26 protein-coding genes are annotated in these 25848 nt (G+C 42.1%); 12 read left to right on the forward strand and 14 right to left on the reverse strand.

Going from position 1 to position 25848, the window contains the following annotated elements:
- The first annotated feature begins 28 nt into the window (after positions 1-28).
- The 3 genes from AC4CVD_RS04375 to AC4CVD_RS04385 are packed head-to-tail and all read left to right on the forward strand — an operon-like array spanning position 29 to position 3689.
- Entirely contained in the window at positions 29-1687 is a 1659-nt protein-coding gene (locus tag AC4CVD_RS04375; RefSeq protein ID WP_010326219.1) for a phosphoethanolamine transferase, read from the forward strand.
- 3 nt (positions 1688-1690) lie between these two features.
- On the forward strand, positions 1691-2371 hold the full coding sequence (locus AC4CVD_RS04380) for a response regulator transcription factor (protein WP_490752156.1): 681 nt from the start codon (positions 1691-1693) through the stop codon (positions 2369-2371).
- 1 nt (position 2372) lies between these two features.
- A complete protein-coding gene (locus AC4CVD_RS04385) occupies positions 2373-3689 on the forward strand; it encodes an ATP-binding protein (protein WP_490752158.1) in 1317 nt (438 codons plus the stop codon).
- Here AC4CVD_RS04385 and AC4CVD_RS04390 read toward each other — a convergent pair.
- Complete coding sequence (locus AC4CVD_RS04390; protein WP_005399963.1) at positions 3679-4389, reverse strand: phosphatase PAP2 family protein; 711 nt, start codon at positions 4387-4389, stop codon at positions 3679-3681. The two genes, AC4CVD_RS04385 and AC4CVD_RS04390, sit on opposite strands and share 11 nt — an antisense overlap.
- 164 nt (positions 4390-4553) lie before the next feature.
- Between AC4CVD_RS04390 and AC4CVD_RS04395 the strand changes: the two genes are divergently transcribed.
- Positions 4554-5246, forward strand: a complete 693-nt coding sequence (locus AC4CVD_RS04395; RefSeq protein ID WP_005399962.1) for an HAD family hydrolase — start codon at positions 4554-4556, stop codon at positions 5244-5246.
- A 70-nt stretch (positions 5247-5316) separates the two neighbouring features.
- Here AC4CVD_RS04395 and AC4CVD_RS04400 read toward each other — a convergent pair whose 3' ends face one another.
- Positions 5317-6504: an ammonium transporter gene (locus tag AC4CVD_RS04400; RefSeq protein WP_058952170.1), complete on the reverse strand. Its 1188-nt coding sequence runs from the start codon at positions 6502-6504 to the stop codon at positions 5317-5319.
- Positions 6505-7229: 725 nt separating this feature from the next.
- Between AC4CVD_RS04400 and AC4CVD_RS04405 the strand changes: the two genes are divergently transcribed.
- Positions 7230-7952 carry a carbonic anhydrase gene (locus AC4CVD_RS04405; RefSeq protein WP_010326223.1) on the forward strand — a complete coding sequence of 241 codons (723 nt, stop codon included), beginning with the start codon at positions 7230-7232 and terminating at the stop codon, positions 7950-7952.
- Between the two features lie 63 nt (positions 7953-8015).
- Here the strand turns inward: AC4CVD_RS04405 and AC4CVD_RS04410 are convergent, their stop codons facing one another.
- The 5 genes from AC4CVD_RS04410 to AC4CVD_RS04430 all read right to left on the reverse strand — a co-directional run bounded on the left by AC4CVD_RS04410 (position 8016) and on the right by AC4CVD_RS04430 (position 12187).
- Positions 8016-8741 carry an amino acid ABC transporter ATP-binding protein gene (locus AC4CVD_RS04410; protein WP_010326224.1) on the reverse strand — a complete coding sequence of 242 codons (726 nt, stop codon included), beginning with the start codon at positions 8739-8741 and terminating at the stop codon, positions 8016-8018.
- Positions 8742-8755: 14 nt separating this feature from the next.
- Entirely contained in the window at positions 8756-9439 is a 684-nt protein-coding gene (locus AC4CVD_RS04415) for an ABC transporter permease subunit (RefSeq protein ID WP_490752161.1), read from the reverse strand.
- Complete coding sequence (locus tag AC4CVD_RS04420; protein WP_004981232.1) at positions 9439-10182, reverse strand: amino acid ABC transporter permease; 744 nt, start codon at positions 10180-10182, stop codon at positions 9439-9441. The genes AC4CVD_RS04415 and AC4CVD_RS04420 overlap by 1 nt, the downstream gene beginning before the upstream one ends.
- A gap of 68 nt (positions 10183-10250) precedes the next feature.
- Complete coding sequence (locus AC4CVD_RS04425) at positions 10251-11195, reverse strand: transporter substrate-binding domain-containing protein (protein ID WP_010326225.1); 945 nt, start codon at positions 11193-11195, stop codon at positions 10251-10253.
- A gap of 569 nt (positions 11196-11764) precedes the next feature.
- Positions 11765-12187 carry a hypothetical protein gene (locus tag AC4CVD_RS04430; RefSeq protein WP_004694572.1) on the reverse strand — a complete coding sequence of 141 codons (423 nt, stop codon included), beginning with the start codon at positions 12185-12187 and terminating at the stop codon, positions 11765-11767.
- 287 nt (positions 12188-12474) lie between these two features.
- Between AC4CVD_RS04430 and AC4CVD_RS04435 the strand changes: the two genes are divergently transcribed.
- From AC4CVD_RS04435 to AC4CVD_RS04450, 4 genes are all read left to right on the forward strand, one after another.
- Positions 12475-12753, forward strand: a complete 279-nt coding sequence (locus tag AC4CVD_RS04435; protein ID WP_490752164.1) for a hypothetical protein — start codon at positions 12475-12477, stop codon at positions 12751-12753.
- Positions 12754-12916: 163 nt separating this feature from the next.
- Entirely contained in the window at positions 12917-14623 is a 1707-nt protein-coding gene (locus tag AC4CVD_RS04440) for a mechanosensitive ion channel (protein ID WP_490752166.1), read from the forward strand.
- A 60-nt stretch (positions 14624-14683) separates the two neighbouring features.
- Positions 14684-14875, forward strand: a complete 192-nt coding sequence (locus tag AC4CVD_RS04445) for a hypothetical protein (RefSeq protein ID WP_490752168.1) — start codon at positions 14684-14686, stop codon at positions 14873-14875.
- Between the two features lie 167 nt (positions 14876-15042).
- Entirely contained in the window at positions 15043-15195 is a 153-nt protein-coding gene (locus tag AC4CVD_RS04450; protein WP_490752170.1) for a hypothetical protein, read from the forward strand.
- 22 nt (positions 15196-15217) lie between these two features.
- On the opposite strand, the gene AC4CVD_RS04455 is transcribed toward AC4CVD_RS04450, so the two are convergent.
- From AC4CVD_RS04455 to AC4CVD_RS04475, 5 genes are all read right to left on the reverse strand, one after another.
- Positions 15218-16417 carry a BaiN/RdsA family NAD(P)/FAD-dependent oxidoreductase gene (locus AC4CVD_RS04455; protein ID WP_490752172.1) on the reverse strand — a complete coding sequence of 400 codons (1200 nt, stop codon included), beginning with the start codon at positions 16415-16417 and terminating at the stop codon, positions 15218-15220.
- A gap of 64 nt (positions 16418-16481) precedes the next feature.
- Positions 16482-17351 (reverse strand): 1-aminocyclopropane-1-carboxylate deaminase/D-cysteine desulfhydrase, encoded by an 870-nt coding sequence (locus tag AC4CVD_RS04460; RefSeq protein ID WP_490752174.1) that lies wholly within the window; start codon positions 17349-17351, stop codon positions 16482-16484.
- Between the two features lie 62 nt (positions 17352-17413).
- Entirely contained in the window at positions 17414-18574 is a 1161-nt protein-coding gene (locus tag AC4CVD_RS04465; protein WP_114836864.1) for an HlyD family secretion protein, read from the reverse strand.
- Between the two features lie 32 nt (positions 18575-18606).
- On the reverse strand, positions 18607-20256 hold the full coding sequence (locus AC4CVD_RS04470) for an MFS transporter (protein ID WP_114836888.1): 1650 nt from the start codon (positions 20254-20256) through the stop codon (positions 18607-18609).
- Positions 20257-20269: 13 nt separating this feature from the next.
- Complete coding sequence (locus AC4CVD_RS04475; RefSeq protein ID WP_058869137.1) at positions 20270-20818, reverse strand: TetR/AcrR family transcriptional regulator; 549 nt, start codon at positions 20816-20818, stop codon at positions 20270-20272.
- Between the two features lie 546 nt (positions 20819-21364).
- Between AC4CVD_RS04475 and AC4CVD_RS04480 the strand changes: the two genes are divergently transcribed.
- Entirely contained in the window at positions 21365-21568 is a 204-nt protein-coding gene (locus tag AC4CVD_RS04480) for an NF038215 family lipoprotein (protein WP_004694549.1), read from the forward strand.
- 206 nt (positions 21569-21774) lie between these two features.
- Here the strand turns inward: AC4CVD_RS04480 and AC4CVD_RS04485 are convergent, their stop codons facing one another.
- Both AC4CVD_RS04485 and AC4CVD_RS04490 read right to left on the reverse strand, forming a co-directional pair.
- The gene (locus tag AC4CVD_RS04485; protein ID WP_490752177.1) at positions 21775-22230 is read right to left on the reverse strand and encodes a DIP1984 family protein; all 456 of its coding nucleotides are present in this window, start codon (positions 22228-22230) and stop codon (positions 21775-21777) included.
- A 146-nt stretch (positions 22231-22376) separates the two neighbouring features.
- Entirely contained in the window at positions 22377-23996 is a 1620-nt protein-coding gene (locus AC4CVD_RS04490; protein ID WP_490752178.1) for an oleate hydratase, read from the reverse strand.
- A 445-nt stretch (positions 23997-24441) separates the two neighbouring features.
- Between AC4CVD_RS04490 and AC4CVD_RS04495 the strand changes: the two genes are divergently transcribed.
- Together AC4CVD_RS04495 and AC4CVD_RS04500 are read left to right on the forward strand one after the other, a co-directional pair.
- On the forward strand, positions 24442-25065 hold the full coding sequence (locus tag AC4CVD_RS04495; protein ID WP_005399945.1) for a LysE family translocator: 624 nt from the start codon (positions 24442-24444) through the stop codon (positions 25063-25065).
- A 110-nt stretch (positions 25066-25175) separates the two neighbouring features.
- Positions 25176-25847 (forward strand): CsgG/HfaB family protein, encoded by a 672-nt coding sequence (locus tag AC4CVD_RS04500; protein WP_058869141.1) that lies wholly within the window; start codon positions 25176-25178, stop codon positions 25845-25847.
- Position 25848 lies beyond the last annotated feature (1 nt).

Here is a 25848-nt window from a genome sequence, read left to right on the forward strand (position 1 = left end):
GCATCCGCTCAGCAAGACATGATTTAAAATGTTCAATTTGCAGTCTATTTTTAAAGAAGTTTCACTTTCGCGCTTTAACATCTATTTGGCGCTGTGGTTAGCCGTGGTTTTAAACGTGATGTTCTACAAGCAAGTTCAGTTGCTTACACCGTATCACGGTTTCAAAGCTTATGCCTTTATCGGCGCTACCATTTTGGTGGTGTTGGCTTTTTATCATTTGGTTTTTCAGCTGTTACAGTGGCGGCCGATGGCTAAAGGGTTGGCTGCGTTATTGATCATCATTGGTGGAATGAGTGCCTATTTTGTCAACAGTTTAGGCGTTTCGATCACACCAGATCAAATTCAAAACATGATGCAAACCGATGGAAATGAAGTGCGCGACTTGTTGTCATGGCGTCTTGTGCTGTGGATTGGGGCGATGGTGGTACTACCTTTAGTGGTTTTATTTAAGGTCAAAATCCGCCGTGATCCTTTTAAAACCGTGTTATTGCACAAGCTGTTCGGTAGTGCAGTTTCTATTTTACTGATTGCAGGCATGTTGTTTATTTTCTTTGTTGATTATGCCGCGATTTTCCGTGAGCATCGTGATCTCAAAGGGATGATTTCACCGCAAAATGCGATCAGTTCAACCCTGTCGTATTATAAAAAGAATCGACCACAGCAGCATTTACCGTTGGTGACTTATGGTGAAGATGCTCATTTGGTGAAGCAAGTCGGACAGCAAAACTTGCCGAAATTGATGGTTTTGGTGGTCGGTGAAACGGCACGTGCAGAAAGTTTTTCTTTAAATGGCTATGCGAAAAAGACCAATCCTGAGCTGGAAAAACTCAATGTCATCAACTTTAATCAAGTCAGTTCTTGCGGGACAGCCACTGCGGTTTCTGTGCCTTGTATGTTTTCAGGCATGCCACGTGAAAACTATGATGCACAGTTAGCGCACCACCGTGAAGGTTTATTAGATCTTGCACAGCGTGCTGGTTACAAAGTGACATGGATTGACAATAACTCTGGCTGTAAAGGCGTTTGTGATCGGGTTGAGCAGTATAAAATTCCAGAACCGATACAGAAAAAATGGTGTTCAGCCGATGGCGAATGTACCGATGAAATTTTGGTGGATAGCTTAAAAGCGTATATGGCTGGTATTGCGGCTGATGATAAAACGCCACGTTTAGTTGTGTTACACCAAATGGGCAGTCATGGACCAGCTTACTATAAGCGTTCAACGCCTAAGTTTCAGCCTTTCCAACCGATGTGCGAAACCAATGCCATTCAAGCCTGCACACCTGAACAGCTGAAAAATAGTTATGACAACTCCATTGTTTATACCGACCATGTGTTGAGTCAACTGATTGGTGTATTGAAGCAAAACTCAAACTTTGAAACAGGTTTTTGGTATTTATCTGACCATGGTGAGTCGACTGGTGAGCACGGTCTGTATTTACATGGTTCACCTTATGCTATTGCACCGAGTCAACAGACCCACGTACCGATGCTGATGTGGTTTTCAGAAACATGGCAAAAGCAGAATCCGCAACAAATCGCTTGCTTAGGGCAACAAAAAAGCCAAGAATTAAGCCAAGATCATTTGTTCCCAAGCTTACTGAGTTTACTTGGGGTAAAAAGTACGGTGATTGATTCAAAAAATAATATGTTAGAACACTGTACTGCGACCAAAGCGAGCGCTTAGACCATGTCAAAAATATTGATTATTGAAGATGATTTTATGATTGCAGAGTCCACACAAACGCTGCTGCGTTATCAGCAGTTTGATGTGGTATGGGTCAACAATGGTTTTGATGGTTTAAAGCAATTACAACAATATCCATTTGATGTGGTGTTGTTGGATTTGGGCCTGCCGATGATGGATGGGATGCAGGTCCTAAAAAATATTCGCTCGCTTTATCCGACTTTGCCTGTGCTGATTATTTCGGCAGGAGATCAATTACAAAACCGAGTTGATGGTTTAAACCATGGTGCGGATGATTACTTAATTAAGCCTTATGAGTTTGATGAGTTGCTGGCACGTATTCATGCGTTATTACGTCGTAGTGGCGCGTTAAAACAGCAAAAACAAAGCCAGACTTTGAGTTATGCAGGTCTAGAGTTAGATGAAGATTTGCACTTAGCCAAATACAAAGGGCAGACCATTGATTTGTCGAACCGAGAATGGGCTATTTTAATTCCTCTGGTCAGTCATCCCAATAAAATTTTTTCCAAAACCAATTTGGAAGAAAAGCTCTATGACCTTGATTCGGAAATTAACAGCAATACCATTGAAGTTTATATTCACCATTTGCGTGCCAAACTTGGCAAAGACTTTATCCGTACCATTCGAGGTTTAGGCTATCGTTTGGGGCAGGTTGAAGCATAAAATGGCGAAGCCGACTCCTGTTTCCTTAAAGCGTCAACTAATTACCTATACCTCTTTATTTAGTATTGTGATGGGCTGTTTGTTGGTGATTGCAGCGTATCGCATTGCCCTTGAAGAGACCAATGAGATCCTCGATGCACAAATGCGTAATTTGGCAGAGCGTGTTGCAGCGCATGATCCCGCTCCAATTAAGAGTGAATTTGAAGCGGACAGACACTATCACGAAGAAGATTTATTTGTAGATGTCTGGTCGTATGGACTGCCTGAACAATGGCAACATGGGTTTGATTTATTAATACAACCCGTTAAAAAAGCTGGATTTTATACCCATCACACGGCACAGGGGCTATGGAATACCTATGTGCTGCCAACAGAAAAGTACCAGATTCAAGTCAGTCAGCAGCGCAGTGTAAGACAAAAGCTGGCTTTAGAGCTGGCGGCCAATATGTTGATTCCATATTTACTGTTTATGCCTTTGGCTTTATGGGGGCTGAGTTGGATTATTGGACGTAGTCTAAAACCCTTAGATGAGTTTAAAGCGGAACTTGCACAGCGTGAACCATATGAACTGAGTGAGATTCAGCCAGACGGTTATCCACTGGAAATTCTTCCGACCATTAATGAAATGAATCGTTTATTTGAACGCATTTCGCTGTCGCAAAAAGAACAAAAGCAATTTATTGCCGACGCAGCGCATGAGCTCAGAACCCCTATTACAGCACTGAATTTGCAAATGAAAATTTTGCTGCATGAGTTTCCAGAACACCAAGCCTTAAAAAACCTAAGTTTAGGCTTAATTCGGACTCAACATTTGGTGTCACAACTGCTCAATTTGGCGAAACAGGATGCTTCCTTACCAAGTTTAGAACCGACACAAAGGCTAGGGCTAAGTGATGTGGCGGTTGAATGTATGGAGCAACTGATGGAGCTGGCGCTAGCCAAAAGCATCGATTTAGGCTTGGAACAGCATGAAGCACTTTGGCTAGAAACTCAAAGTTCAGCCTTACATTCTATTGTCTATAATCTCTTGGATAATGCGATTAAATATACGCCTGAACAGGGTGTGATTAATGTCTCTATTTATCAGCAAGATCAGCAAGCCATTGTTCAAATTGAAGACAGTGGACCGGGCATTGAGCCAGAACTTTATGATCATATTTTAAAGCGTTTCTATCGCGTACATCACCATCTGGAAGTCGGCAGTGGATTGGGCTTGTCCATTGTCGATAAAGCCGCAGAAAAAATTGGCGCCAAACTGCACTTTGGACAAAGTGCAGGATTGGGCGGCTTACAAGTTCAAGTGATCTTTAAGCTGTAGTTTCGGCTTGAGTTGGGCTGGACAGTGTAAACTGTTTATAACACAGCGCATATGCCAGTACATTGACCAGCCAAATCACCCATGCCGTCCATAAATTGTGACTAAGGAAATGCGCCCCCCGCATCATTTGCGCCCAACCCATGACAAAGCCTAAAATCAGGGCAGCAAGCAAATAAAACCACGCGCGTTTGGGTTCATTTAGACGGTATACGAAATATCCCACAAAGAGCGCAAAACCTGTCGCGGCATGTCCACCAGGGAAACAATGTCCTGCGCTGGCAGATAAGTCCCAAAAGAAATCATGTGTCGTGGCTAGAGTCATGTCCCATGGACAGGCATGTGCGGATTGTGATTTTAAAATCCCAATGAGGCTGGTACTGATGAGGACTAAGCCAATGAAATAACCATTTTGCCAACGGCGGGGTTTGAACGCAGCCCATTTATACGAAGCGAGCCATTTCAGTAAATAAATTACATACACTGCGATGATGATGTCTTTAACATAACGATGATTCAGTTCTGCTAAGGCCCAGTCACGCTTTAGTGGAAAATGACCAGTTTGATCCATAAAGGGGTGAATCAGTTGTAAGTCGATGGTGCCCGCCACAGGGAAGAGCAGCCACAATACGGCAAAACCCAGCGTCAAAATAAAAAACTGAAGGATGAAAAAACGTTGCTGATCCGACACAAGTGAGGCCATGTTCTGAAAATAAGCGCTATTCCAACAGCGCTAGCTTAAACAAGGCTTAACATAAACCCTGTTTCATCTGCTTTAGCATGATCTGTGCTTTGGTTATCGTTTTAAGGCGAATACAAAGTGTCGGTTCAGTGTTACATTTGCTCTCAAATACATGAGGTTTAAACATGTCGATACGTGCTGTTCTATTTGATTTGGATAATACCTTGACGCATCGTGGGCGAAGTGTTGCGGCTTTTAGTCAAAGCCTTGTCGACATCTATCAAAGCCAACTTAACTGCGTTGATGTGGAACAGGTTGAGTCGATTGTGAATCGGATTGACAATGGTGGTTATCCCTTAAAAGAGCATTTAACCCATCCCAGCATCGGTGCTTCGGTGGCTTATGCGTTGCTACAGGAGTTAAACTGGCAGGTGGCTCCGCATTTAGAAGCGTTAAGCAATTTTTGGTTTGAACAGTTTGGTCGTAGTGCTGTGGCAATGCCTGAGGCTGAGCAAACACTGACCCGTCTAAAGCAAGCTGGATATAAACTCGCCATTATTTCAAATGGCGGTCATGCCACACGGCTGTCTATATTAAATGGCTTGGGTTTTCAGCATTATTTTGATGTGATCAATAGTTCTGGATTGTTTGGCCAAGCCAAACCCGAAGTTGATATTTTTATTGACACCGCACAGCAACTGGCTGTTGATGTGGAGCAGTGTTTATTTATCGGTGATCATCCTATCAATGATGTACAAGGTGCACAGCAGGCAGGAATGCAAGCACTGTGGTTATCAGGCTTTCATGTTCCTTCAGTACAGATGTCTGCACCGAGTATCACGGCATTGTCCGAGATTTTTGATTATTTAGAGCGCTAAAAGCCTCTTATCATGTTCAATACGAATAAAAAAAGCGGCCCATGTGAGCCGCATTAAAGTGGAAATGTGTTTAGAACATACTGTCATCTGAGTTGGCAGAGATTTTATGAATAGATAAATCTGCACCGCGAAATTCATCTTCTTGACTTAAACGGATGCCCATCGTGGCTTTTAAAGCGCCATAGACCACCAATCCACCAATAACAGCTATACCTATTGCTAAGAGCGTACCAATCAGCTGTGACATCATCGCAACACCGCCCAAACCACCAAGCCATTTTTGACCAAAGATCCCGACTGCAAGCCCACCAAAGGCACCACATACGCCGTGCAAAGGCCATACACCGAGTACATCATCGACTTTTAGCTTGTTTTGGGTGTAGGTGAAAAGTTTGACAAAAATCAGTCCAGCAATAGCGCCAATCACCAATGCCCCAATCGGGTGTACGACATCTGAACCTGCACAAATTGCCACGAGACCAGCTAAAGGGCCATTGTGTAAGAAGCCAGGGTCATTTTTTCCTGCGAAGTTGGCTGCTAAAGTTCCGCCAACCATGGCCATAAGTGAGTTAATCGCCACCAGTCCTGAAATAGCATCCAAACGCTGTGCACTCATCACATTAAAGCCAAACCAACCCACGATCAAAATCCATGAACCTAAAGCCAAGAACGGAATGGACGAAGGAGGATGCGCACTGACACGACCATCTTTTTTGTAGCGACCATCACGTGCACCGAGTAGAACCACAGCAGCCAGAGCGATCCAACCTCCCATAGCATGTACCACCACTGAACCTGCGAAGTCATGGAAACTTGCACCGAAAGTATCTTGTAGCCACTGTTGTAAACCAAAGTTGCCATTCCATGCGATTCCTTCAAAAAAAGGATAAACCAAGGCCACCAATAACACGGTTGCAATCGCTTGTGAGCGCATTTTGGCACGCTCGGCAATACCGCCTGAAATAATGGCTGGAATTGCGGCCGCAAAAGTGAGCAGGAAGAAACAGCGCATCAGGTTATAACCATGATCAGCTGCTAAGGTATCCCCGATATGGAAAAAATGGTGTCCATAGGAAATGTAATAACCTACAAAGAAGTAGGCAATTGCGGAAAGTGAAAAGTCCGTTAAAATTTTGCTTAAAGCGTTGACTTGATTTTTATGACGAACTGTCCCTAGTTCTAAAAAAGCAAAGCCCGCATGCATGGCAAGGACTAAAACCGCACCAAGAAGAAGAAAAAGTAAGTCAATATTTTGCATGTTTAGGTTCCATTTGAGTGCAAAATTTTGCAAAAAGAAACTCAGTATACTGATGCCTGTAATTTCGTGAAGATCTCAGCAAAAAGGAAATATTGATTAAGTTTTGCTTAAAAATAACAAGACTCGATATAAAGCAAAAGTGTGCACCATGATGGTGTTTGTGCATTGCAGTGGTGCATGGGTTAAAATATAAATTAATATTAAGTTTATGAATATATTATGTTTATCTAATTTTTTTTTATTTCAAATATACAGGTGTATATTTTATCTTTTGAGTTAAACCCAAAAAGTAGCAACACAAAAAAATGATAAAAAAATTCGGTTAGCAGTTATTGTTAGCTGAGTCTCCGTTGCTTTGTTCTCTTTGGGAACGCTCATGCCATGAGATGTGCGTGCTGATTGTGCATCAGTGAAAAATTTTAAACATGATTGTATTTTCTCATTCTTATTTTAATTTATCACAGATAAAACATGAATAATCACATAACTATATGTAATTAATTGTAATTATTGTCATATATGATCAGTCCTATTTCAGCATTTTTCATCTACAACGAGAAAAAATAGTCGGGCAATATTGGCTTTTTGCTGAAAAGTGATGATTACAGAGTTTGCACAAAAAACAAAGACAAGCAGCAGAATTGGCATTTTAGGTTTTGCTGCTTGAGCGTGATTTCTTAGAGGATATTGGGGCGTTTTAAACTGATATTTTTTGATGGATTATGATGAAGAAAAAACTAATAGCAACATTGTTTGGTCTCCCATGTGTGATGGCTTGGGCCAGTAGTGAAGTAATTTCGGATTGGAGTTATCAAGCACAAACAGCACCGCAGTATTGGAGCCAGCTCAATAGCAAATACCAAACTTGTGCGGGGCATAATCAATCGCCCATTAATATCGAGCATGTGATTTCAGCAGACCTTGCACCACTTGATTTTGATTATAAAACGGCTGCAACGAGTATCGTGAAGCTTCCTCATACTTTACAAGCCAATTTTCAGCAAGGCAGTTATTTAAGTTTAGAGGGAGAACGATTTCAATTATTACAAATGCATTTACATAGCCCTTCTGAAAATACGATCCACGGCAAAAGTTTTCCGATGGAATTACATTTAGTTCATGCTTCTGAAAAAGGCGAGCTGGCTGTGGTTGCGGTGATGTATGAACAAGGGAAAAAGAATCAAGCACTTGATGGACTATGGCAGCAATATAGGCAACCCCAAAAAGCACTCAATTTAAACGCAGATCAATTTCTGCCGACACATCGCGAGTACTACCGCTTTAATGGTTCGCTCACGACACCGCCGTGTACTGAAGGTGTACGTTGGGTGGTCTTAAAAGATATTCAGCAGGCATCAGCACAGCAAATCACAAACTTCGCTGCACTGATGGGGTATCCGAATAATCGTCCTGTTCAAGCCACCAATGCGCGCTTGGTTTTAGACTAGAGCGTGAATTAAAAAAGCAGATCGTATGATCTGCTTTTTTTAAGGTGGGATAAGACGTCTGTACTAGTGCAAGATCTTGTCTAAGAACTGTTGAGCACGATCACCACGTTTGGTGTTAAAGAAATCATCTTTGCTACAGTCTTCAACAATTTTACCTTGATCCATAAATAACACACGGTTGGCGACTTGGCGGGCAAAGCCCATTTCATGGGTGACACACATCATGGTCATGCCTTCATGTGCCAACTCGACCATCACATCAAGAACTTCATTAATCATTTCAGGGTCAAGCGCCGATGTAGGCTCATCAAACAACATGGCAATCGGATCCATGCTTAATGCACGGGCAATTGCGACACGTTGTTGTTGTCCACCTGAAAGTTGTGCTGGAAATTTATGTGCATGTGCACTCAGCCCAACCCGTTCTAAATAGCCTAAGCCTTTCTTTTTCGCTTCAGCTTCAGAGCGTCCCAATACTTTAATTTGGGCAATGGTTAAATTTTCAGTAATGCTGAGATGCGGAAACAACTCGAAGTGCTGAAACACCATGCCCACGCGACTACGTAATTTGGTCAAATCTGTTTTAGGGTCTTTGATGGGAATTCCATCGACGGTGATTTGACCTTGTTGGAAAGCTTCCAGTCCATTCACTGTTTTAATCAGGGTCGATTTGCCTGAGCCGGATGGACCACAGACCACCACCACTTCACCTTGGCAAATTTGTGTGGTGCAATCGGTTAATACTTGAAAATCGCCATACCATTTACTGACATTTTGGAGGTCAATCATTACTTTTTGGTCGCTCATACGCTTAACCTCCTTTGTAATCGTTTTACGGCATATGTGGCTAGCATACTGATGCTGAAATACACCAAGCCTGCAAATAAAATATATTGCGTTAATAGAGACATCAAATCGCCCCGCACGTAGTTGGTGCGGAAGAAGTCGAGTAGGCCAATGGCGTACACCATGGTCGAGTCTTGGAATAAGATGATGGTTTGCTGTAACAGCAGCGGTGTCATTTTACGAAAGGCTTGCGGCAAAATGATTAAACGCATGGACTGACCATAGGTCATGCCTAGTGCATAAGCCGCGGCAGACTGTCCTTTAGGAATTGATTGAATCCCTGCACGTACAATTTCCGAGAAATAAGCCGCTTCAAACAGCATGAACGCTACAATACTTGAGACCAAAGCGGTATCAATGGTCAGGTAATTTCCCGTGACTGTGGTGTAGATGAACGGTACAGCAAAGTAGAACCACATCAATACCAACAGCAGAGGAATCGAGCGGAATAAATTGACATAGCCTTGGGCAATTAAATTCAAGATGCGCATTGAAGACAAACGCATCAGTGCCAACAGCGTGCCAATGAAAATACCACCAATGGTGGCGATGATGACCACTTTTAAAGTGATACTTAAACCATGCCATAGGGCGGGTGCAGATAACTGCAAATCATGGGTAAATGCGGTGAGCCATTCCATTATTTAGCTCCTGCAATTAAACCTGGGACACGCAAACGTTTTTCAAGCAGCGTCATTAAGGTAATTAAGCACACGTTGATAACGATGAAAATAATCGTGACATAGGTATAGATTTCGATGGTGTTCTGCGTATATTCGCTGATGGTTTTCATCTGCGAAATAATCTCGGAGACCCCAACTAAAGAGGCTACAGAAGTATTTTTGACGCAGTTGGTCAACTCTGAGCTCAGAGGCGGCAAAATCGTACGGAAGGACTGCGGTAAAATGACATAGCGGTATAGCTGTGCGGTACTAAAACCCATGGCATAACCTGCATTGACTTGTCCTGTAGGTAAGGCTTCAATGCCTGTACGGACTTGTTCGCAGACACGTGCTGCGGTAAACAGTCCAAGACCGATACTGGCTGAAATCAGTGCTGTTGTTCCTGCACTTAAATCATTAATCCACCATGACTTGATCGGGCCAGGTAAGAAATTCGGCACCACATAAAACCAAATAAATAATTGGATCAGTAGCGGTACATTACGAAAAATGGTGACGTAGCCAGTGCCGATAGCACGTGCGGTTTTATTGGGAAGCGTGCGCATAATGCCGAGAATACTTCCGAGCACCATTGCAATGCTCCAAGCCACAATGGCAATAACAACCAGCCAGCCTAAACCAATTAAAATCCAACTGAGATAGGTGCTATCTCCGACGCCTGTGGATTGCCAAAGGACGCCCCAGTTCCAGGTATAATTCATGACAATCCCCTAAAATAGGTCAGGCAAAGAAACTTTGCCTGAGTGAACATTAATCTTTCCTTTATCGTTTACTGATCACGGTCATGTGGGTTTGCAATTAAGGCTTTAAGTTGGTCTGACATAGCAAAGTTCAGGTTAATGTTTTTCGGTGGAATTGGCTGTTCAAACCATTTGTTGTACATTTTGTTAATTTCACCTGAGCTATAAGTGGCTTTAATTGCATCATCAACCACTTGTTTAAAGCCCGTGTCGCCTTTACGTAACATACAGCCATAAACTTCTTGAATTGGTGCTGTACCGACAATGTGCCACTTGTTTGGATCTTTGGCTTTCGATTTTTCTCCAGCAAGTAAAATGTCATCCATCATAAACGCAGCAGCACGACCGCTTTGGAGCATCAAGAATGATTCAGCATGGTCTTTGGCAGAAATCACTTCACCAATACCGAGTTCTTTTTCATGCTGACGGATATAGCGTTCAGAGGTTGTCCCTGCTGTCGTCACTAATTTTTTGCCTTTTAAGTCAGCAAAGTCCTTCACGCCTGAATCTGTTGCAGTAAGTAAACGCGAACCCACTTCAAAGAAGCCCACAGAAAAATCAACTTGTTGCTGGCGTTCTTTGTTGTTTGTAGTTGAACCACATTCAAGATCGACTGTGCCATTTGAAACCAATGGAATACGGTTTTGGCTGGTGACTAAGTTATAGCGAACTTTTAAATCAGGCATATTCAGCTTTTGTTTAACAGCCTCAACCACTTTGAGCTGTAAATCATGTGCATAACCGACAGGTTGATTTGGGTTGTCTGCGATATAGGAGAATGGAATAGAGGAATCACGGTAACCTAAAACAATGGTTCCTGATTTTTTAATCTTATCTAAAGTGCCTGACTGTGAAGCATCTGCGCCAGTGCTAGCTGCATCCGTTGCAGGTGCTTTGTTGTCGCTACATGCACTGAGGCTCAGCGCAAGTGCACTTGCACAAAATAGAGCAGAAAGATTACGTTGCATGGTCATGTACAAACTCCTTTTGTTTGCAGCATCAATTGCATTGTTTTTATCAAAAACGTCAGAATTGGGTTAAAGCTTTATTCTGTGCAAAAGATGTTCTTTTTATGGTATTTTTTTACAGCTTAGTCTGCATCTTAATCGAGATTGCTTTTGCTGCTCAAGAGGGATATTTAATATTTTGTTAATCATGCTTTAAATAAGTGCATCACTATATTCCTCTGATATTAAAAAATAAAATTATGCATAATGCATGCCATTTCAAGTTTTCTAATTCATTTTATTGGGCTAATGTCTAATGCTATAGGGTTGGTTATGCGTTTCGTTATGCATGCATGACAGAATGGCTTTTGTTCGTGTAGAACATGCTAAAACGGCAATAAAAAAGAAAAGTGCTTTATTTTGAAGATGAACTGTTTTATGACGCAGTATATAAAGGTCAGTTAGATTCGGTTTTACTGTCCTACGCTTTCCGCAGAGGATTAAAAACTAAAAAATAAAAGCGACTGTACGTTATGAACAAATGACGGGGCACAATCGCAAGGGGAGGAGATGAGCAGGTGTGTATCAAGAAGTGCTTAGTGCACAAACATATCCATATATTCACGGATTTCAGAAATAGCCGTTTCAATATCCGTCGTCAGCCATGTTGGCTCAAACAGTCCAATATAGTGATCTAAACGGTCTTGAGGTACAACTAAACGCACAGGACATTCTTCTTCCAGTAAGCGCCAAGGAATGATGGGTGTTTCATTGTCTAAAAAGGCTTGCACATTTCGAATGTCAATAATCATGGCATTGACACATTCAGGAAAAGGCATCACTGAAAACTCTTCAGTACGACGACGGAAAAACTCCAGATCGCCCCATTTTAGAATATAACTAGGCTTAGAAAATTCAATAATACCAATAAGATGTTGGTCTCGCGTGTAGTGCAAATGACATTGGTGCGTAACATCAGTGTCTAAATCAAGCGTTACACTTTGTTGACGATATGCCATAAAGTCCAAAAACAGCTAAAACAAGGTGCATAATTATAGCGCAAATTCAGTTGAAGAGCGCTGTTCGCCAGACTCTTTTTGTCTATGCCTAGGTGAAATACTTTTTATATGACTTTTAACACTGAATTGACAGATGAATGAGTATTTTTAAAGTCTTATAAAATAATAATTTATCTTAAGATAAAGCGCTTGTTTACTATCTCACTATGCTTTGAAACACAATGCTACACAAGCAGTTGTTAGTATGAGAATTCGACAACTTGATAATAGAAAATTGAGGGGGAGCTATGACACATGATTTCAATAAACCGTCCCATGTACAAACGCCAGAGGAGCGGCAGAAGAAAAAACGCGTGCCCGTGTATATATTGGCATTGGTCGGAATTTTCTTAATCGCATTATTATTTTATATGTTTGCAGATACCAAGCCAAATCCGACTGAGGCGCCTCCAGGTCATCCGAATCCGAGTGCAGAGCCTGCAACACCAAATAACAGTACCACTGCAACAGCAGGTGACGAAGCGACAGCCAACGATAGCAATACAGCGACTGCAACTGACCGCTAAATGTGACTAAAGCCCTTGTAATGTACAGGGGTTTTTTCTTTAGCAGTCATCAAAAGGTATTCCATTTCTCATTCATACCTCATGGCAGACAATCACTTCAAAACTAAAATCTGTAGTTGAGCAAAGGTCGCTGTGATGTAGACACAACAAGAGGGAGAACAAAATGAATGATTATGTAGGGCATCAGGGTCGATTTGATGCGATGTATTATTGGGACCAGTTTCACCCAATCCTGTCCGCAATCGCCATCCTGATCATTGGTTGGATTATTGCATTATTGATTGCAGGTGCTGTGAAAAAGGTTTTAACCAAACTCGGGACCAACCAAAAACTTTCCAGTGCTACTGGCCATCGCTCGAATATTGAAAATATTATTTCTCGAGTTGTGTTTTGGCTCATCTTGATTATTGCGGTGATCGGTGCACTCAATGTTCTCAATCTCACCAGTGTAAGTGGGCCATTTAGTAATATGGTTCAACAGTTCTTGTTGTTTATACCACAATTGTTGGCTGCTGTTGCTGTGGGCTTTATTGGCTGGATTGTGGCAAAGCTGGTCAAAGTGGGTTTACAAAAAGGATTGGATCGAACTCAGTTAGATGAAAAACTCAGTCAGGATGTCGGAGTCAGTACGCTGAGTCAAAACATCAGTGAAATTGTCTATTGGTTGATTTTATTACTATTCTTACCCATTGTTTTGTCGATACTCGGTCTGACTGGGCTGCTCTTTCCGATCCAAAATATGGTCAATGAAGCCGTACTGTATCTACCAAATATCTTTATTGCGGGTGTAATTGTTTTTGCAGGTTATATTTTAGCCAAAATTGTACGGGGCATTATTGAGGGCTTATTGAGAAGCCTAGATGTACAAAAACAGGTTGAAAAAGTAGGACTGTTTAAAAACTCAGATTTGGCTAAAGTGCTCGGATCTTTTGTTTTTGCAATGGTTATTATCACAGCGCTGATTATTGCGTTTGAAGCTTTAGGCATTGATGCAATTTCTCAACCAGCGACGGCCATGCTGTATGAAATCATGAATGCAATTCCGCACATCATTGCAGCGGCATTAATTTTAATTTTGGCCTATGTGGTGTCACGTTTTGTCGCAAGTCTTGTGGTTGAAGTCTTGTCGGGAACAGGTGTAGATGACATTCCAAACAAAGTTGGCTTGCAACGTTTCTTAGGAAACACCAAAGCGTCTTGCGTCGTGGGTTATTTCATTGTGTTCTTTACCATGTTATTTGCGGTCTCTGAAGCAGCAAATCGACTCGGCTTTGAACAGATCAGTGGTTTGATTGCGATGTCTATCCAGTTTGGTGCAAACATCCTATTAGGTGCAGTCATTCTGGGCGTGGGCTTCTGGCTGGCGAACTTGGTTGCTCAGGTGATTGAGCGTGGTGAATACAACAGCTCTCGTTGGGTGGCGAACATTGTACGTGTCTTGATCATTGGCTTAGTATTGGCGATGGGCTTGCGGGCAATGGGTATCGCAGATTCCATTGTGAATTTGGCCTTTGGCTTAACGCTTGGGGCAGTTGCCATTGCATTTGCACTGGCTTTTGGTCTCGGTGGGCGTCAACCTGCGGAACGGGTTTTGACCGATTTGTTAGATAAAGCCAAAAAAGAAGGTACGCAACCGAATCCACTTTATCAGGCCAAAGCTGAAAGCACACAATCCGCACAAGGCAAAGAAGAGCATGCCTCACTGAAAGAGCAAATGGATACACCAACGGTTGCAGAGGAATATCAACATGCAGATGATATTCCAACTACAGCAGAGGTCGATCCTGCGCATAAACCTTTAAATAAACCTTTTGGTTCAACGGGTGAAGCTGAGCAAGATATTGATGTTCATCCCAAAGATCCAGACTAAATTAATCACCCTAAACACCGACCACTGATGGTGGTTGGTGTTTTTTATTGGAGTAAACCGATGTCAAAAAAAGCCCCAAATAAATACTTTGCCCCAATCATCATCGCTGGTATTACGGTTGGATTTTTTGTGAGTGCTTATAAATTTGTATTTGCAAAACCGAAGACTAGTGAGATAAAGCAGACCAATGCTGAAAGAATACCGACTGTGGCAACTGAAGGCCGTGATGCGGATAAAACTGATGAAAAATAATACAAAATTCTATAGTGTTGAATGAACTTTAATTTGGTATGTTTAATGCATATGGAATATGGATATTTCATAAATTAGAAATACTTAAATGCCTATACTTTTATTATAGCTGCATGGACATTTCACGATTTATTTTTATAAATTGCAGTTTAAAAAGGAAAAAACAGATGATCCAAATATTAAAAAAAACTTTGATGGCGCAACGTTCAGTAATCCAGCCGAGCCATGTCCATATTGCCATTGCGAAAATGGACTTAGCGCTTGCCCGTCAGCAGAAGCAAAAGCAGTGCGTACTGCTACGCACTGACTATTTGGAATAATTTATAGTTTTAAGTACATGGCTTAGACATATTCCGAAGCGGCATGCGCAGATGACCATGCCCATTGGAAGTTAAAACCACCCAAATGTCCTGTCACATCCAATATTTCACCAACAAAGTACAAGCCTTTTTGCTTTTTACTTTCCATGGTTTTCGATGAAACTTCAGTGGTGTCTACACCGCCTAAAGTTACCTCAGCAGTACGGTAACCTTCGGTTCCTGATGGCTTGACTTCAAACGCATGTAAGCGCGTTGCAATGTGCTCCAGTTTTTCATCCGACAGTTGGCCAATCGCTGTTTCAGCCAGCTCAGGCCAAATCAGATTTTGCAGTTCAACCACCACACTTTTCGGGAAATGTTCACCCAGTAAAGTACGCAGTAGGGCTTTGGGTTGACTGTGTTTCTTGGCTTTTAAGTAGTCGTGCAAATCCACATTTGGCAAGAAGTCAATTTTGAAGCTTTGTCCTACATCCCAATAATTCGACAGTTGTAGCGAGCTTGGCCCACTGAGCCCACGATGGGTAAATAAAAGGGCTTCGGTGAAAGCGTTTAAGTCATTCGATAAAGTCGCATCGACCGCGTTGCCACTTAAGCGTGTGGTCACTTCTTTAAAGCTATCTGAAAAGGTAAAAGGCACTAAACCTGCGCGAGTTGGATAAACATGGTGACCAAATTGCTTTGCAATTTCATAGCCAATACCTGAGCCACCTAAGGTCGGAATAGATAAACCACCCGACGCAATGACCACAGATTCGGCTTCAAAATACCTTAGTGTCGTGGCAATTTGAAAACCTTGCTCATCGAGTGCGGTAATTGCTTTTACTTCACAGTTGGTTTTAATGTCGACCAAACCTGTTTTTTCACACTCGCTCAATAGCATGGCTAAAATTTCTTTGGCACCTTTTAGGGTGAACAGCTGACCGTGTTTACGCTCTTCATATTCAATGCCGTACTCACAAACCATTCCAATAAAGTCCCAATTGGTATAGCGAGTGAGGGCTGAAATCACAAAGTGTGGATTATGTGAAATAAAGTTGCTTGGCTCGACATACAGATTGGTAAAGTTACATTTACCCCCACCTGACATGAGAATTTTTTTGCCGACTTTATTGGCTTTTTCTACCACCACCACTTTACGTCCACGTTGAGCTGCCATATAGGCTGTCATTAAGCCAGATGCACCTGCACCTAAAACTAAGACATCATATTGATTTGCGGACATGACACACTCACGGGAGAATAAAGCAGGGCATTATAGACCATCTTTTTTGCTTTTTCAGGACTATCTAAAGTGCGGCTAAACGACCTTGTAACCCACCTGAATGAATCACCAAAATACGATGATCTTTGGGGAATGAACCTTCTTGAATTAAATCGGTTAAGCCCAACAGCATTTTGCCTGTGTAAATCTGTTCCAATGGAATCTGATAGCGCTGCTCAAAGTCTTGAATAAATTGCAGTAGTTCAGGCGTGGTTTTGGCATAACCGCCACAACAATATTGATCGGTAATTTGCCAATTTCTTTTTTTGGTTAGTTGCTGCACTTCTGCTGTAAGGAAATCGCCTTTGAGCGCGGAGAAGCCCAAAATTTGCTGTTGTGAAGTACTGGCTTCAATGAGGCCTGCAATGGTGCCACCTGTACCGACTGCACAGCAAATCAGGTCGTAATTTTGTCGATCTTCATCAGAGAGAATTTCTGTGCAGCCTTGAATGGCAAGGGGATTGGTTCCCCCTTCGGGAATCACATAATAATCAGGATAATCTTGTTGTAACTGTGCTAAGTATGCTGGATTTTGCTTTTGACGATAGGCTTCACGGGACACAAACTGCAATTGCATGCCGAATTGCTGTGCTGTATTTAAAGTTGTATTCAGGGGTTTACAGGCCAGTTCTTCGCCTCGAATAATGCCTAGACTTTCAAAACCAAATAACTGTGCTGCATAGGCAGTCGCAGCAATATGATTGGAATAGGCACCGCCAAAAGTCAGCAATTTTTTATAGCCTTGTTGCTGCGCTGCCAACAGGTTGTATTTGAGTTTAAAAAATTTATTGCCTGAAATGTGTGGATGGACCAAGTCTAAACGTTTGATGCTGATATTGATCCCGCCAACACTGATGTGCTGATAGGGAATGGACTGCGCAATCTGTTCAAACATAGGACTTTTATCAATCAGGTTGGGTGCTTAGTGTAAGTGAAAAATGGCGTTTTTTCACAGGATTAATCCTTTGCTGCATGCGTATCGACTGAACTAATTACGGACATGCCTGGGCGTAAATTTTCAATGCCCGTTTGATTCGGATCAATTGCAATCCGTACCGCAATGCGTTGTACCACTTTGGTAAAGTTACCTGTCGCATTATCAGCTTTAAGCACACTGAACTCTGAACCTGCGGCAGGGGAGATCTGTTCGACATGACCTGTAAATTTTTGATGATTTAAGGCATCCACCGTAAACCATGCTTTTTGTCCAATTTTCATGTTGGCAATTTGAGTTTCTTTAAAGTTAGCCGTGACCCAAGTTTGCTGCGGAATCAGATAGAGCAACTGTGTGCCTGCTGCCACATATTGTCCCACGCGTGGGTTCACTTCACCCAGTTGTCCATCCATCGGGGCGATAATGCTGCTGTAGTTTTTGGTGGTTTTAGCTTGATCCAGTTGTGCAGCGGCATTGGTTACTTGCGCTTTGAGTCCTGTTTCAGCCACTTGTGCGGTTTTGAGCGCTTCTTTTGCCACCAAGACATTGGCCTGTGCTTGTTGCATTAAGGCTAAATTATTTTGTGTGTCAGCAAAGGCTTTGTCTTGTTCCGATTTAGACGCTGCGCCAGAGTCTCCTAACTGTTGATAGCGCTGCTGTTGTGCCAATGACAGTTGGTACGCTGCTCGAGCTTGTTCGACCTTGGCTTCTGCCGCCACAATATCGGCTTTACGCTGTGCAATACTTTGGCTTTGATTGGATAGTGCATTCTGCGCTTGATCCACGCCAGCTTCTGCTTGAGTGACTTTTTGGTCATAAGTCGTGGCATCAATATGCATCAACACCTGTCCTTTTTTGACGTGATCAAAATCACTGACCAATACATCTTTGACATAGCCATTAATTTGCGAAGATAGCACCGTGGTTTTGCCTTTGATATAGCTATTGTCTGTTGACTCAACGGCACTGTCAAATGGCCCAATTTTCCATGCCCATAAAATGATGCCGATACCGATGATCAGTATTAAAAACATCAAGATCAGCGTGCGTTTCGCAGTTGGAATTAGTTTACTCGAAGGCGGCGTAATCGGTGTTGCTGCTGCCACGGGCTGTTCAGGCTGAGAGGCATTTTCAGACCTTGCAGTGGTTTCAGCGGGAGCTACTGGTTTTTGATCTTCAGACATAACAATTTCTCAATAAATAGGGAGCAATGGCATTAGGCGGGACCGACTTTCGCTTGTTGTCGCAGTTGATATTGATTTCGTGCAATCAGGAATGTCCCCCACAGTAACAACAGCATGGCAACAACGCCATTAAAGCTAATCACATCGTTATAGGCACGTACTTGAGCCTCTCGAGTCACCACTTGATTGAGATTTTTTAAGGCTTGTTGTTGCTCTAACTGCTGATCGAGTGTGTAAGTATGTGAACTTTGTTGATACGCTAAAAGGCGCTGTGCAATCAATGGATTGGTTTCGGGTAGCTGTTGAATCATCTCAGCACGATAGTTTTGGGTTCGGACTTGTTGATAGGTGGAGTAAAACGATGAACCAACTAAGCCACCAAATGTTTGAGTCGCTGAAAATAAAACAATGAATGTGACAATATGGGTAGGGCCTTTTTGCATGGCGCTTAAGATACCCGTGATCAAGAGTGGACCAATAAACACACCACTGGCAAAGCCCACCAAAAACTGACTGCTATAGAAGTTAGAAGGGCGAATATCGCTGGTGAGGTGAAAATCTAGTCCGCAAGCAATCAATACCAAAGCTTCGGCTAACAGCAGATGCCAAATAATCCGTTCACGTGAAAAGGTGATGGCACTAAATAAGGTACCAGACACGATGCCTAAAAAGATCACCACATAGAGCGGGACAAATTGATCGGGACCCATGCCCATAGTTTTGAGAAAACTCACGGCCGCATAACTTTGCTCCGACATTAAGAAGCGAATTGCAAAAGCGCCGATGATAAAACGAAGCGTGGATGATGTCCCTAGCCAACGCGTCATAATCAGTGGATTGACCCGATAATGCTCGTAGACCAAACCGATCACAATCAGACTGAACCCTGCAATTAAAAGGTATGCCAACCATTTCACTTCAAACCACCACAAGATAGGCCCTTGGGTCAGTACGATACACAAAAAGGCAAAACCGGGCGCAAGCAGGGCAAAGGTGAAGAAGTCCTGCTTTTCAAAAACAGCAATTCTTAAACTACGGGGCAACTTAAGCGACACCACCATGGCGAAACAGCACAGCGCTAAACCAATTTCAAAGGTGTACAGGACATTCCAGTTATTGACGTCAATAAGATACGGAGAAATGATCCATGCCAAGGGAATACCAAGCTGCTGAAAGCCTAAAGCCAAATAGATACTGCGACCAAAATTTTCTCGCTTAAAGGCCTGCATAATGTAATACATACCTAAAGAACTGAGAGGTGCTGCAACCATGCCACTAATAAAACGCACCAGTACGGCCATTTCAAATGTATGTACAAAGACGTGTAAAACCAAAACTACAATAAAAATCAGTAGGCCAATTTCAGAAAATAGACGCAGGCCATATTGTTGGCGGGCTTTAAACAGAATCAGGTTAGCACTGACGTTAGCCATCACATAAGCCGCAGGAATCCATGCCACCTCAGAGGGTGTTAGTCCATATTCACCCTGAATTAAGGGCAAATTTGCGGTAATGAAACCGTTACTGAGACTTGCAGATAGTGCGACAAACAAACCAATAAAAAAATATATGAAACGCTTAGGCGTGGAGTGCGCGATCACGGCAGGAGAGCCTGGCAAGGTTGGCTTTTCTTCGGCAGTCCAGTTTGGCGCGGGTTCGAGTAAACGCGGTGGCTGTGTCATGAGTGGTGACCTTTTATGCCCGAATACCATTGAGTAAGAGCTCAATCGCACGTTGTGCAAGTTGTTGTTGCTCTATATCGGTCAGCCCTTGGAATGAAGTCCTTAAAATGGCCGTAATCATGGCGTAATCTTGAGTGGTCAAATCGGGGCGGCATACGCCGTGTCGAATGGCTTGATCAATTAAAGGCTGTAAAATCGCATCGCGGCGTGCGTAGATATCGACCATGACGGGGTCATTCCGCTCAATCACCCGCCAATATTCCATCAGCGCAGTTAAATACGGTAAGTTATAGACATGGTTTTCAATTAAACGAATAAAACCATCTTCATACTGCGAAAACGCTTCTGCACGAACTGCGAGACGTTCCAAAGCTTGTTCCATGAGTGCAATCACCAAGGCACGACGGTCATCAAAATTACGATAAAACGTCGCCCGTCCGACATTGGCTGCATCAATTACCTGTTGTAAGGGCGCATTTATCCCATGTGTGCGAAAAACCTGAACTGCGGCTTCCAGCAATTCCTCGCGGTTTTGTGCAGCACGCTGTTGACGACTGGTCATGGTGATTATTTCATTTAATTTGGAAGTGCTATTATTTAACGGACAAAAGTGTCCGTTGTAAATATTCAATCCTGTAAGATTTTGTAAATCAGGTTGTCTTTTTCTAATTTAATCTAATTTCGATAAGAAATAGGCGACTCGGAAACGTCATCTGCAACCTGCATGGTGTAAATAAGATAATGTTTTATTCGCTATATTTTAATAAATCCAAGAAATGAACAGGTTTTGCAGATGACAATGGTTTTGCCTATTTTTGCCTAAACAAAAGTAGGGCGAGCCGCAGGCTGATGAAGAAATTGAATAAAACAAGATAAGACTCCGCCAAGATAGTTTTTTCAATACATCGAATAAATATTTAGATCGAATTTGGGTTAACTTAAATCATTCATGTTATTGTTTTATCTATAAATGATTGATATTTATTTTATAAAGAAAATTCGCAGAGAACCCTCATGTAGATGGATAAGAGTTGTAACAAAGTCGATAGGATTGGAAAAATAAAAGTGCTATGCTGAAAGAACAATAATGATAAATGAGGGGGATATGATGAAAACCTTATCTACCCTAGTATTGGTTTTATTGCTCACTCAACTGACCGCGTGTGATGCAAAAAAGGATTTGAATCAGCCTAGAACTGAGGCTCGTACCATGATTATTGGTGGTGTTCCTGTGCATGATCGTGACTATAAACTACCATCACAAGAAATGGCTTTTAATCAGAAAACGCCTACACAGGCTGATACGTACTAATAGGTGAAATAGGGAGGCATATTGTCAGTACATGGTGGTGCAAAGTGCGATGTGCAGTATAAAAGATGCATTGTGCTACGTCAGATTTGTAAAAATGTGAAGTAGACGTCTTACTTCCTGCAAACGTTTGTTGAATTAAAGCCTTACAAACGTATAAAAGGCCTTGTACTCGCCCAATATGCCCAAACTGTTATGGCTCAAATTGGCTAGATCAGTTCGATTTGCCAATTTGAAGCTTGAATCTCTAAGTTATTTTGCCTGAGTTGCTGGCTAATTGCATCGGCTTGTTTTTGCAAGTCTGCAACCGTAATGGTTTTAACCCAGCGAATTTCACTCGAACTATAACGACCATTTTCACGTCGTGAGCTGTCGATGGCCTGTTGAATAATACGATGCTGTTGTGTGAGCAAATCACGTGTGTTTAAAACACTGAGCATGGATTGACCCGTGCTGGTTTTAGCTTGAGCATTGGTCGCATGAATTCTTTCAATCAGATGATGTAACTCTGTATTTACACTAAAGGCCTCACCAATCAGCGCATTGGGGTCTTCACTCAGTTCATCGCCTTCTTGGATTAGCACATTATTGTTGATCCTTTGTTGTAAAGAGGCAAGTTTGGTTTGTAAATCACTACGCAATAAAAGTGCTTCTGCTAGTTTCATAGATTTGTTTTTAAAGTTTTAGGTGAATCTTATGCTGCCTCTGTGCAATCAAAGCTGCAAGCGAGTTTTGTAATTCTAAGAAGTGAAATTTTGCTCAAAAATGATAAGAGCATAGAAGCATGCTCTTATCGCTATAGATTAGAAGTTTAGTGGAACACGGTTTCCAAAGCTTTCAAACCGACTTTCGGATCAAGCAGACCATTGTAAATTTCAGGGATTTCACGTTCCACCCCAAAGAATTCATAAATGGCAAGCATCGCCCCACGAACTGAATATTCCACAGTAAAGACCACATCGTCTTCAATTTCCACAAACTGTCCAAGGAAAGCAAAGTTTTGTGAGCCTTGAGGAATCACCTGAGGACGATCTCCCAGTTTACGGCAGGCGAATAGGGCAGAGGCATATGGCATCATGGCAGTGGTTACATTGGTGGTTGCCAAAACATGATCTAAAATGTCGTCAAAACCGAGCTGTTTAATCAGTTCTGTTAGAATTTCTTGCCCTGTGGCTTCGGACATTGGTTTTTTGATGTAATCGCCTATATGGTCAATTTGGAAACCGTAGCCCCATAAGGTATATAAACCTTCAGGTAAGTCAGCAAAGTGTGGCTGTGCAGGAACCACAATGGATAAATGCCAACCTGACTCATACCAAGTCATCAGTGCGCCAGTGCCTGGTTCATTTCCCGTATAGTCAATAATACGTTTAAGCAACACGTCATCTTTCATAGTTAGCGTGAAAGACTCCCACTTATGTTCATCGACATTGCCATAAAAAGTCATTGGACGGCCAAAGTCTGGGGCTTTTTGTGCCAGAGTTTCCCAAAGCGTCCAGCCATGGTCTTCTCGATGACGAATGAGGGCAGGCACGTCATGATTACCACCATAACGTGAGTCTGCTGTAATAGAGCCTAAAGTGAAAATAGCTAAATCATTGGCTTTCAGATTAATTTGCTCTGAGCCTTCAGGCAATTGTACATATAGTCGCGAGGCATGGCGCTCTTGAGTTTCAGCATTGGTAATGAAATCCGCATCTGTAACATAGTGTCCAAAACGCACATTGACGCCTTGTGCGACTAGCCAACGCTGTAGGGGCAGAATCATCGAATCATATTGGTTGTACTTAGTACGTTTGACACCCGCTAAGGTATGAATGCGTGGCAATTCTTGAATAAAACGCAAGAAATAGCGTCTTAACTCTGCTGCACTGTGCCATTTTTGAAAAGCGAAAGTGGTGCGCCACATGCGCCAGAAATTGGTTTCAAAAAAAGCCTCATCAAAAAACTCATCAATGCGGCGGCTACCAATTTTTTCTTCTTTTGAAGCCAAGAGGCGCAGCATCTGTGCACGATGTAGCGTATTCAGCCCAAGCTTTGCCGCATCCGCAATGACATGTTCGGCATCAATCAAACGTGCATTGGCATGGGTTTTCACTTGTTCATTAAACTCACGACATTCTTCACGTACCGAAACGTTTGGATCTTCTAATGATGGAATACTGGAAAATAAGTCCCATAGGCACAAATAAGTTTCATCGGTCAGCATTCGCCCACCACGTGTTACCCAAGCTTGCGCGGCATGCGGTGTATGTCCGCCATCCATCGAGCCACCTGAAATATCGAGTTCTTCTAAAATATGGATATTTTTGGCAGGAACTTTGGCATCACGAATCGCAAATGCAGCAGCAGCCATACCTGCGATACCACCACCAATGATCCAAAGATGGGATTGTTGCGCGTCTAATGGGGTGCGCTTCTTATTTTGCATGGTTCACCTGTAATTATGATGTTAAAAATTATGAAGTTAAAAAATGTGGTTTTTAGAAATAAAACCTTATAAATAGTAAGTCTTTTTATATATGAAAAATGTATGAAAAGGGAAGCAATTCCCCCATTATATTTTGTAATCAAAAATAAGCACATGATGGCTATTTTTAATACACATTTGTCTTTTTATTAAAATTGAATATGATCTAAATAACTGATGTTGAAGTTTATTGTTGAGTAATTGCTCTATTGTTGTTTTCACTATGGCCTATGCCAAATTTCCTTAAAAATAGGCTTTTTATTTATCATTAAAAAATATAATGGATGTACACGCTGTGGCTTGATCACGATATAAATGTGAAAAATAACTGATAAAGTGAATATCGTAAAAACTTTGTTTAGCGTAAAATCGCAGCTGATAAATTCTCTCAATTTAGAGGTCACTCTTGGAATCATTTTGGATTTTGGGCTCGATTGCCTTTGCATTAATGTTAGGCGCAATGAGCCCTGGACCGACGTCGATTTATGTAGCAAAAAATTCGATTGCGATTTCTCGAAAGCATGGCCTCTTTACCGCATTGGGAACTGGAACAGGCGCAGCTGTTTTTGGTCTGTTGGCTGTACTTGGTTTACAAGCCTTTTTGTTGGCAGTGCCGTCAGCGTATTTGGCCTTAAAAATTTGTGGTGGGATCTATTTGCTTTGGCTCGCGTTTAAAATTATTAAACATGCTAAAGAGCCGATTGAGGCAGATCATTCCAGCTCAAAAGCAATGACTTTACGCCGTGCCTTTATGACTGGCTTAATTACTCAGCTCTCCAACCCTAAAATTGCGATTGTTCTAGCCAGTATTTTTACTGCACTTTTACCCAAAGAAATCCCAACCTATTACTATTTTGTACTACCTATCCTATGTTTCTTTATTGATGCGGGTTGGTGTTCGTTGGTTGCAGTGGCATTATCTGCTGAAAAGCCGCGCCGTGTGTATTTGAAGTTTAAAGCCGTATTTGACCGCGCAGCAGGGGCCGTAATGACGGTGTTGGGTTTGAAACTTATTTTTGGCATGAAGTGATAAGGTTTACAACAACAAAACTGGATTTTGTATAGGTAACTAAAAGCTAAATGGTTATAATCCCATTGATTTTTTAATGATTTTTAAATTAAAGATTTGAGGGATAAATTTTGAATAAATCTATATTTTTGGCCGTTTTGAGTGGCTTAGCATTATCTGCATGTTCAACAACAGAAACGTCAAAAACAATTCAATCACCGCAAGTAACAGCGGCAGTGGCGACCGTTAAATACGCTGGCACTAAAACGCCTGTTTCTGTAGGAAAATTTGACAACCGCTCAAGCTACATGCGTGGCATTTTTTCAGACAATGTTGACCGTTTAGGTGGTCAGGCGAAAACCATTTTAGAAACGCATTTACAGCAATCGGGTTATTTCTCTGTCCTAAATCGTGACAATCTTGCTGAATTACAACAAGAAGCAGGCTTTACTAAATCCTCTCAAGCCATTAAAGGCGCACGTTATGTATTAACGGGCGACGTGTCTGAATTTGGCCGTAAAGAAGTCGGTGATCATCAATTGTTTGGCATTTTGGGCCGTGGTAAAACCCAAATTGCTTATGCCAAAGTGAACTTAAATATTGTCGATGTAAAAACAGCTGAAATTGTTCACTCTGTGCAAGGCGCAGGCGAGTATGCACTCAGTGAACGTGAAATTTTAGGTTTTGGCTCTACCGCTTCTTATGACTCAACTTTAAACGGTAAAGTTCTAGATTTGGCTGTGCGTGAAGCGGTTAATAATTTGGTGTTGGATATTCAAACCAATAAGTGGTCTGCGCAGTAAC

This window comes from Acinetobacter sp. LipI_23, from assembly GCF_058243045.1.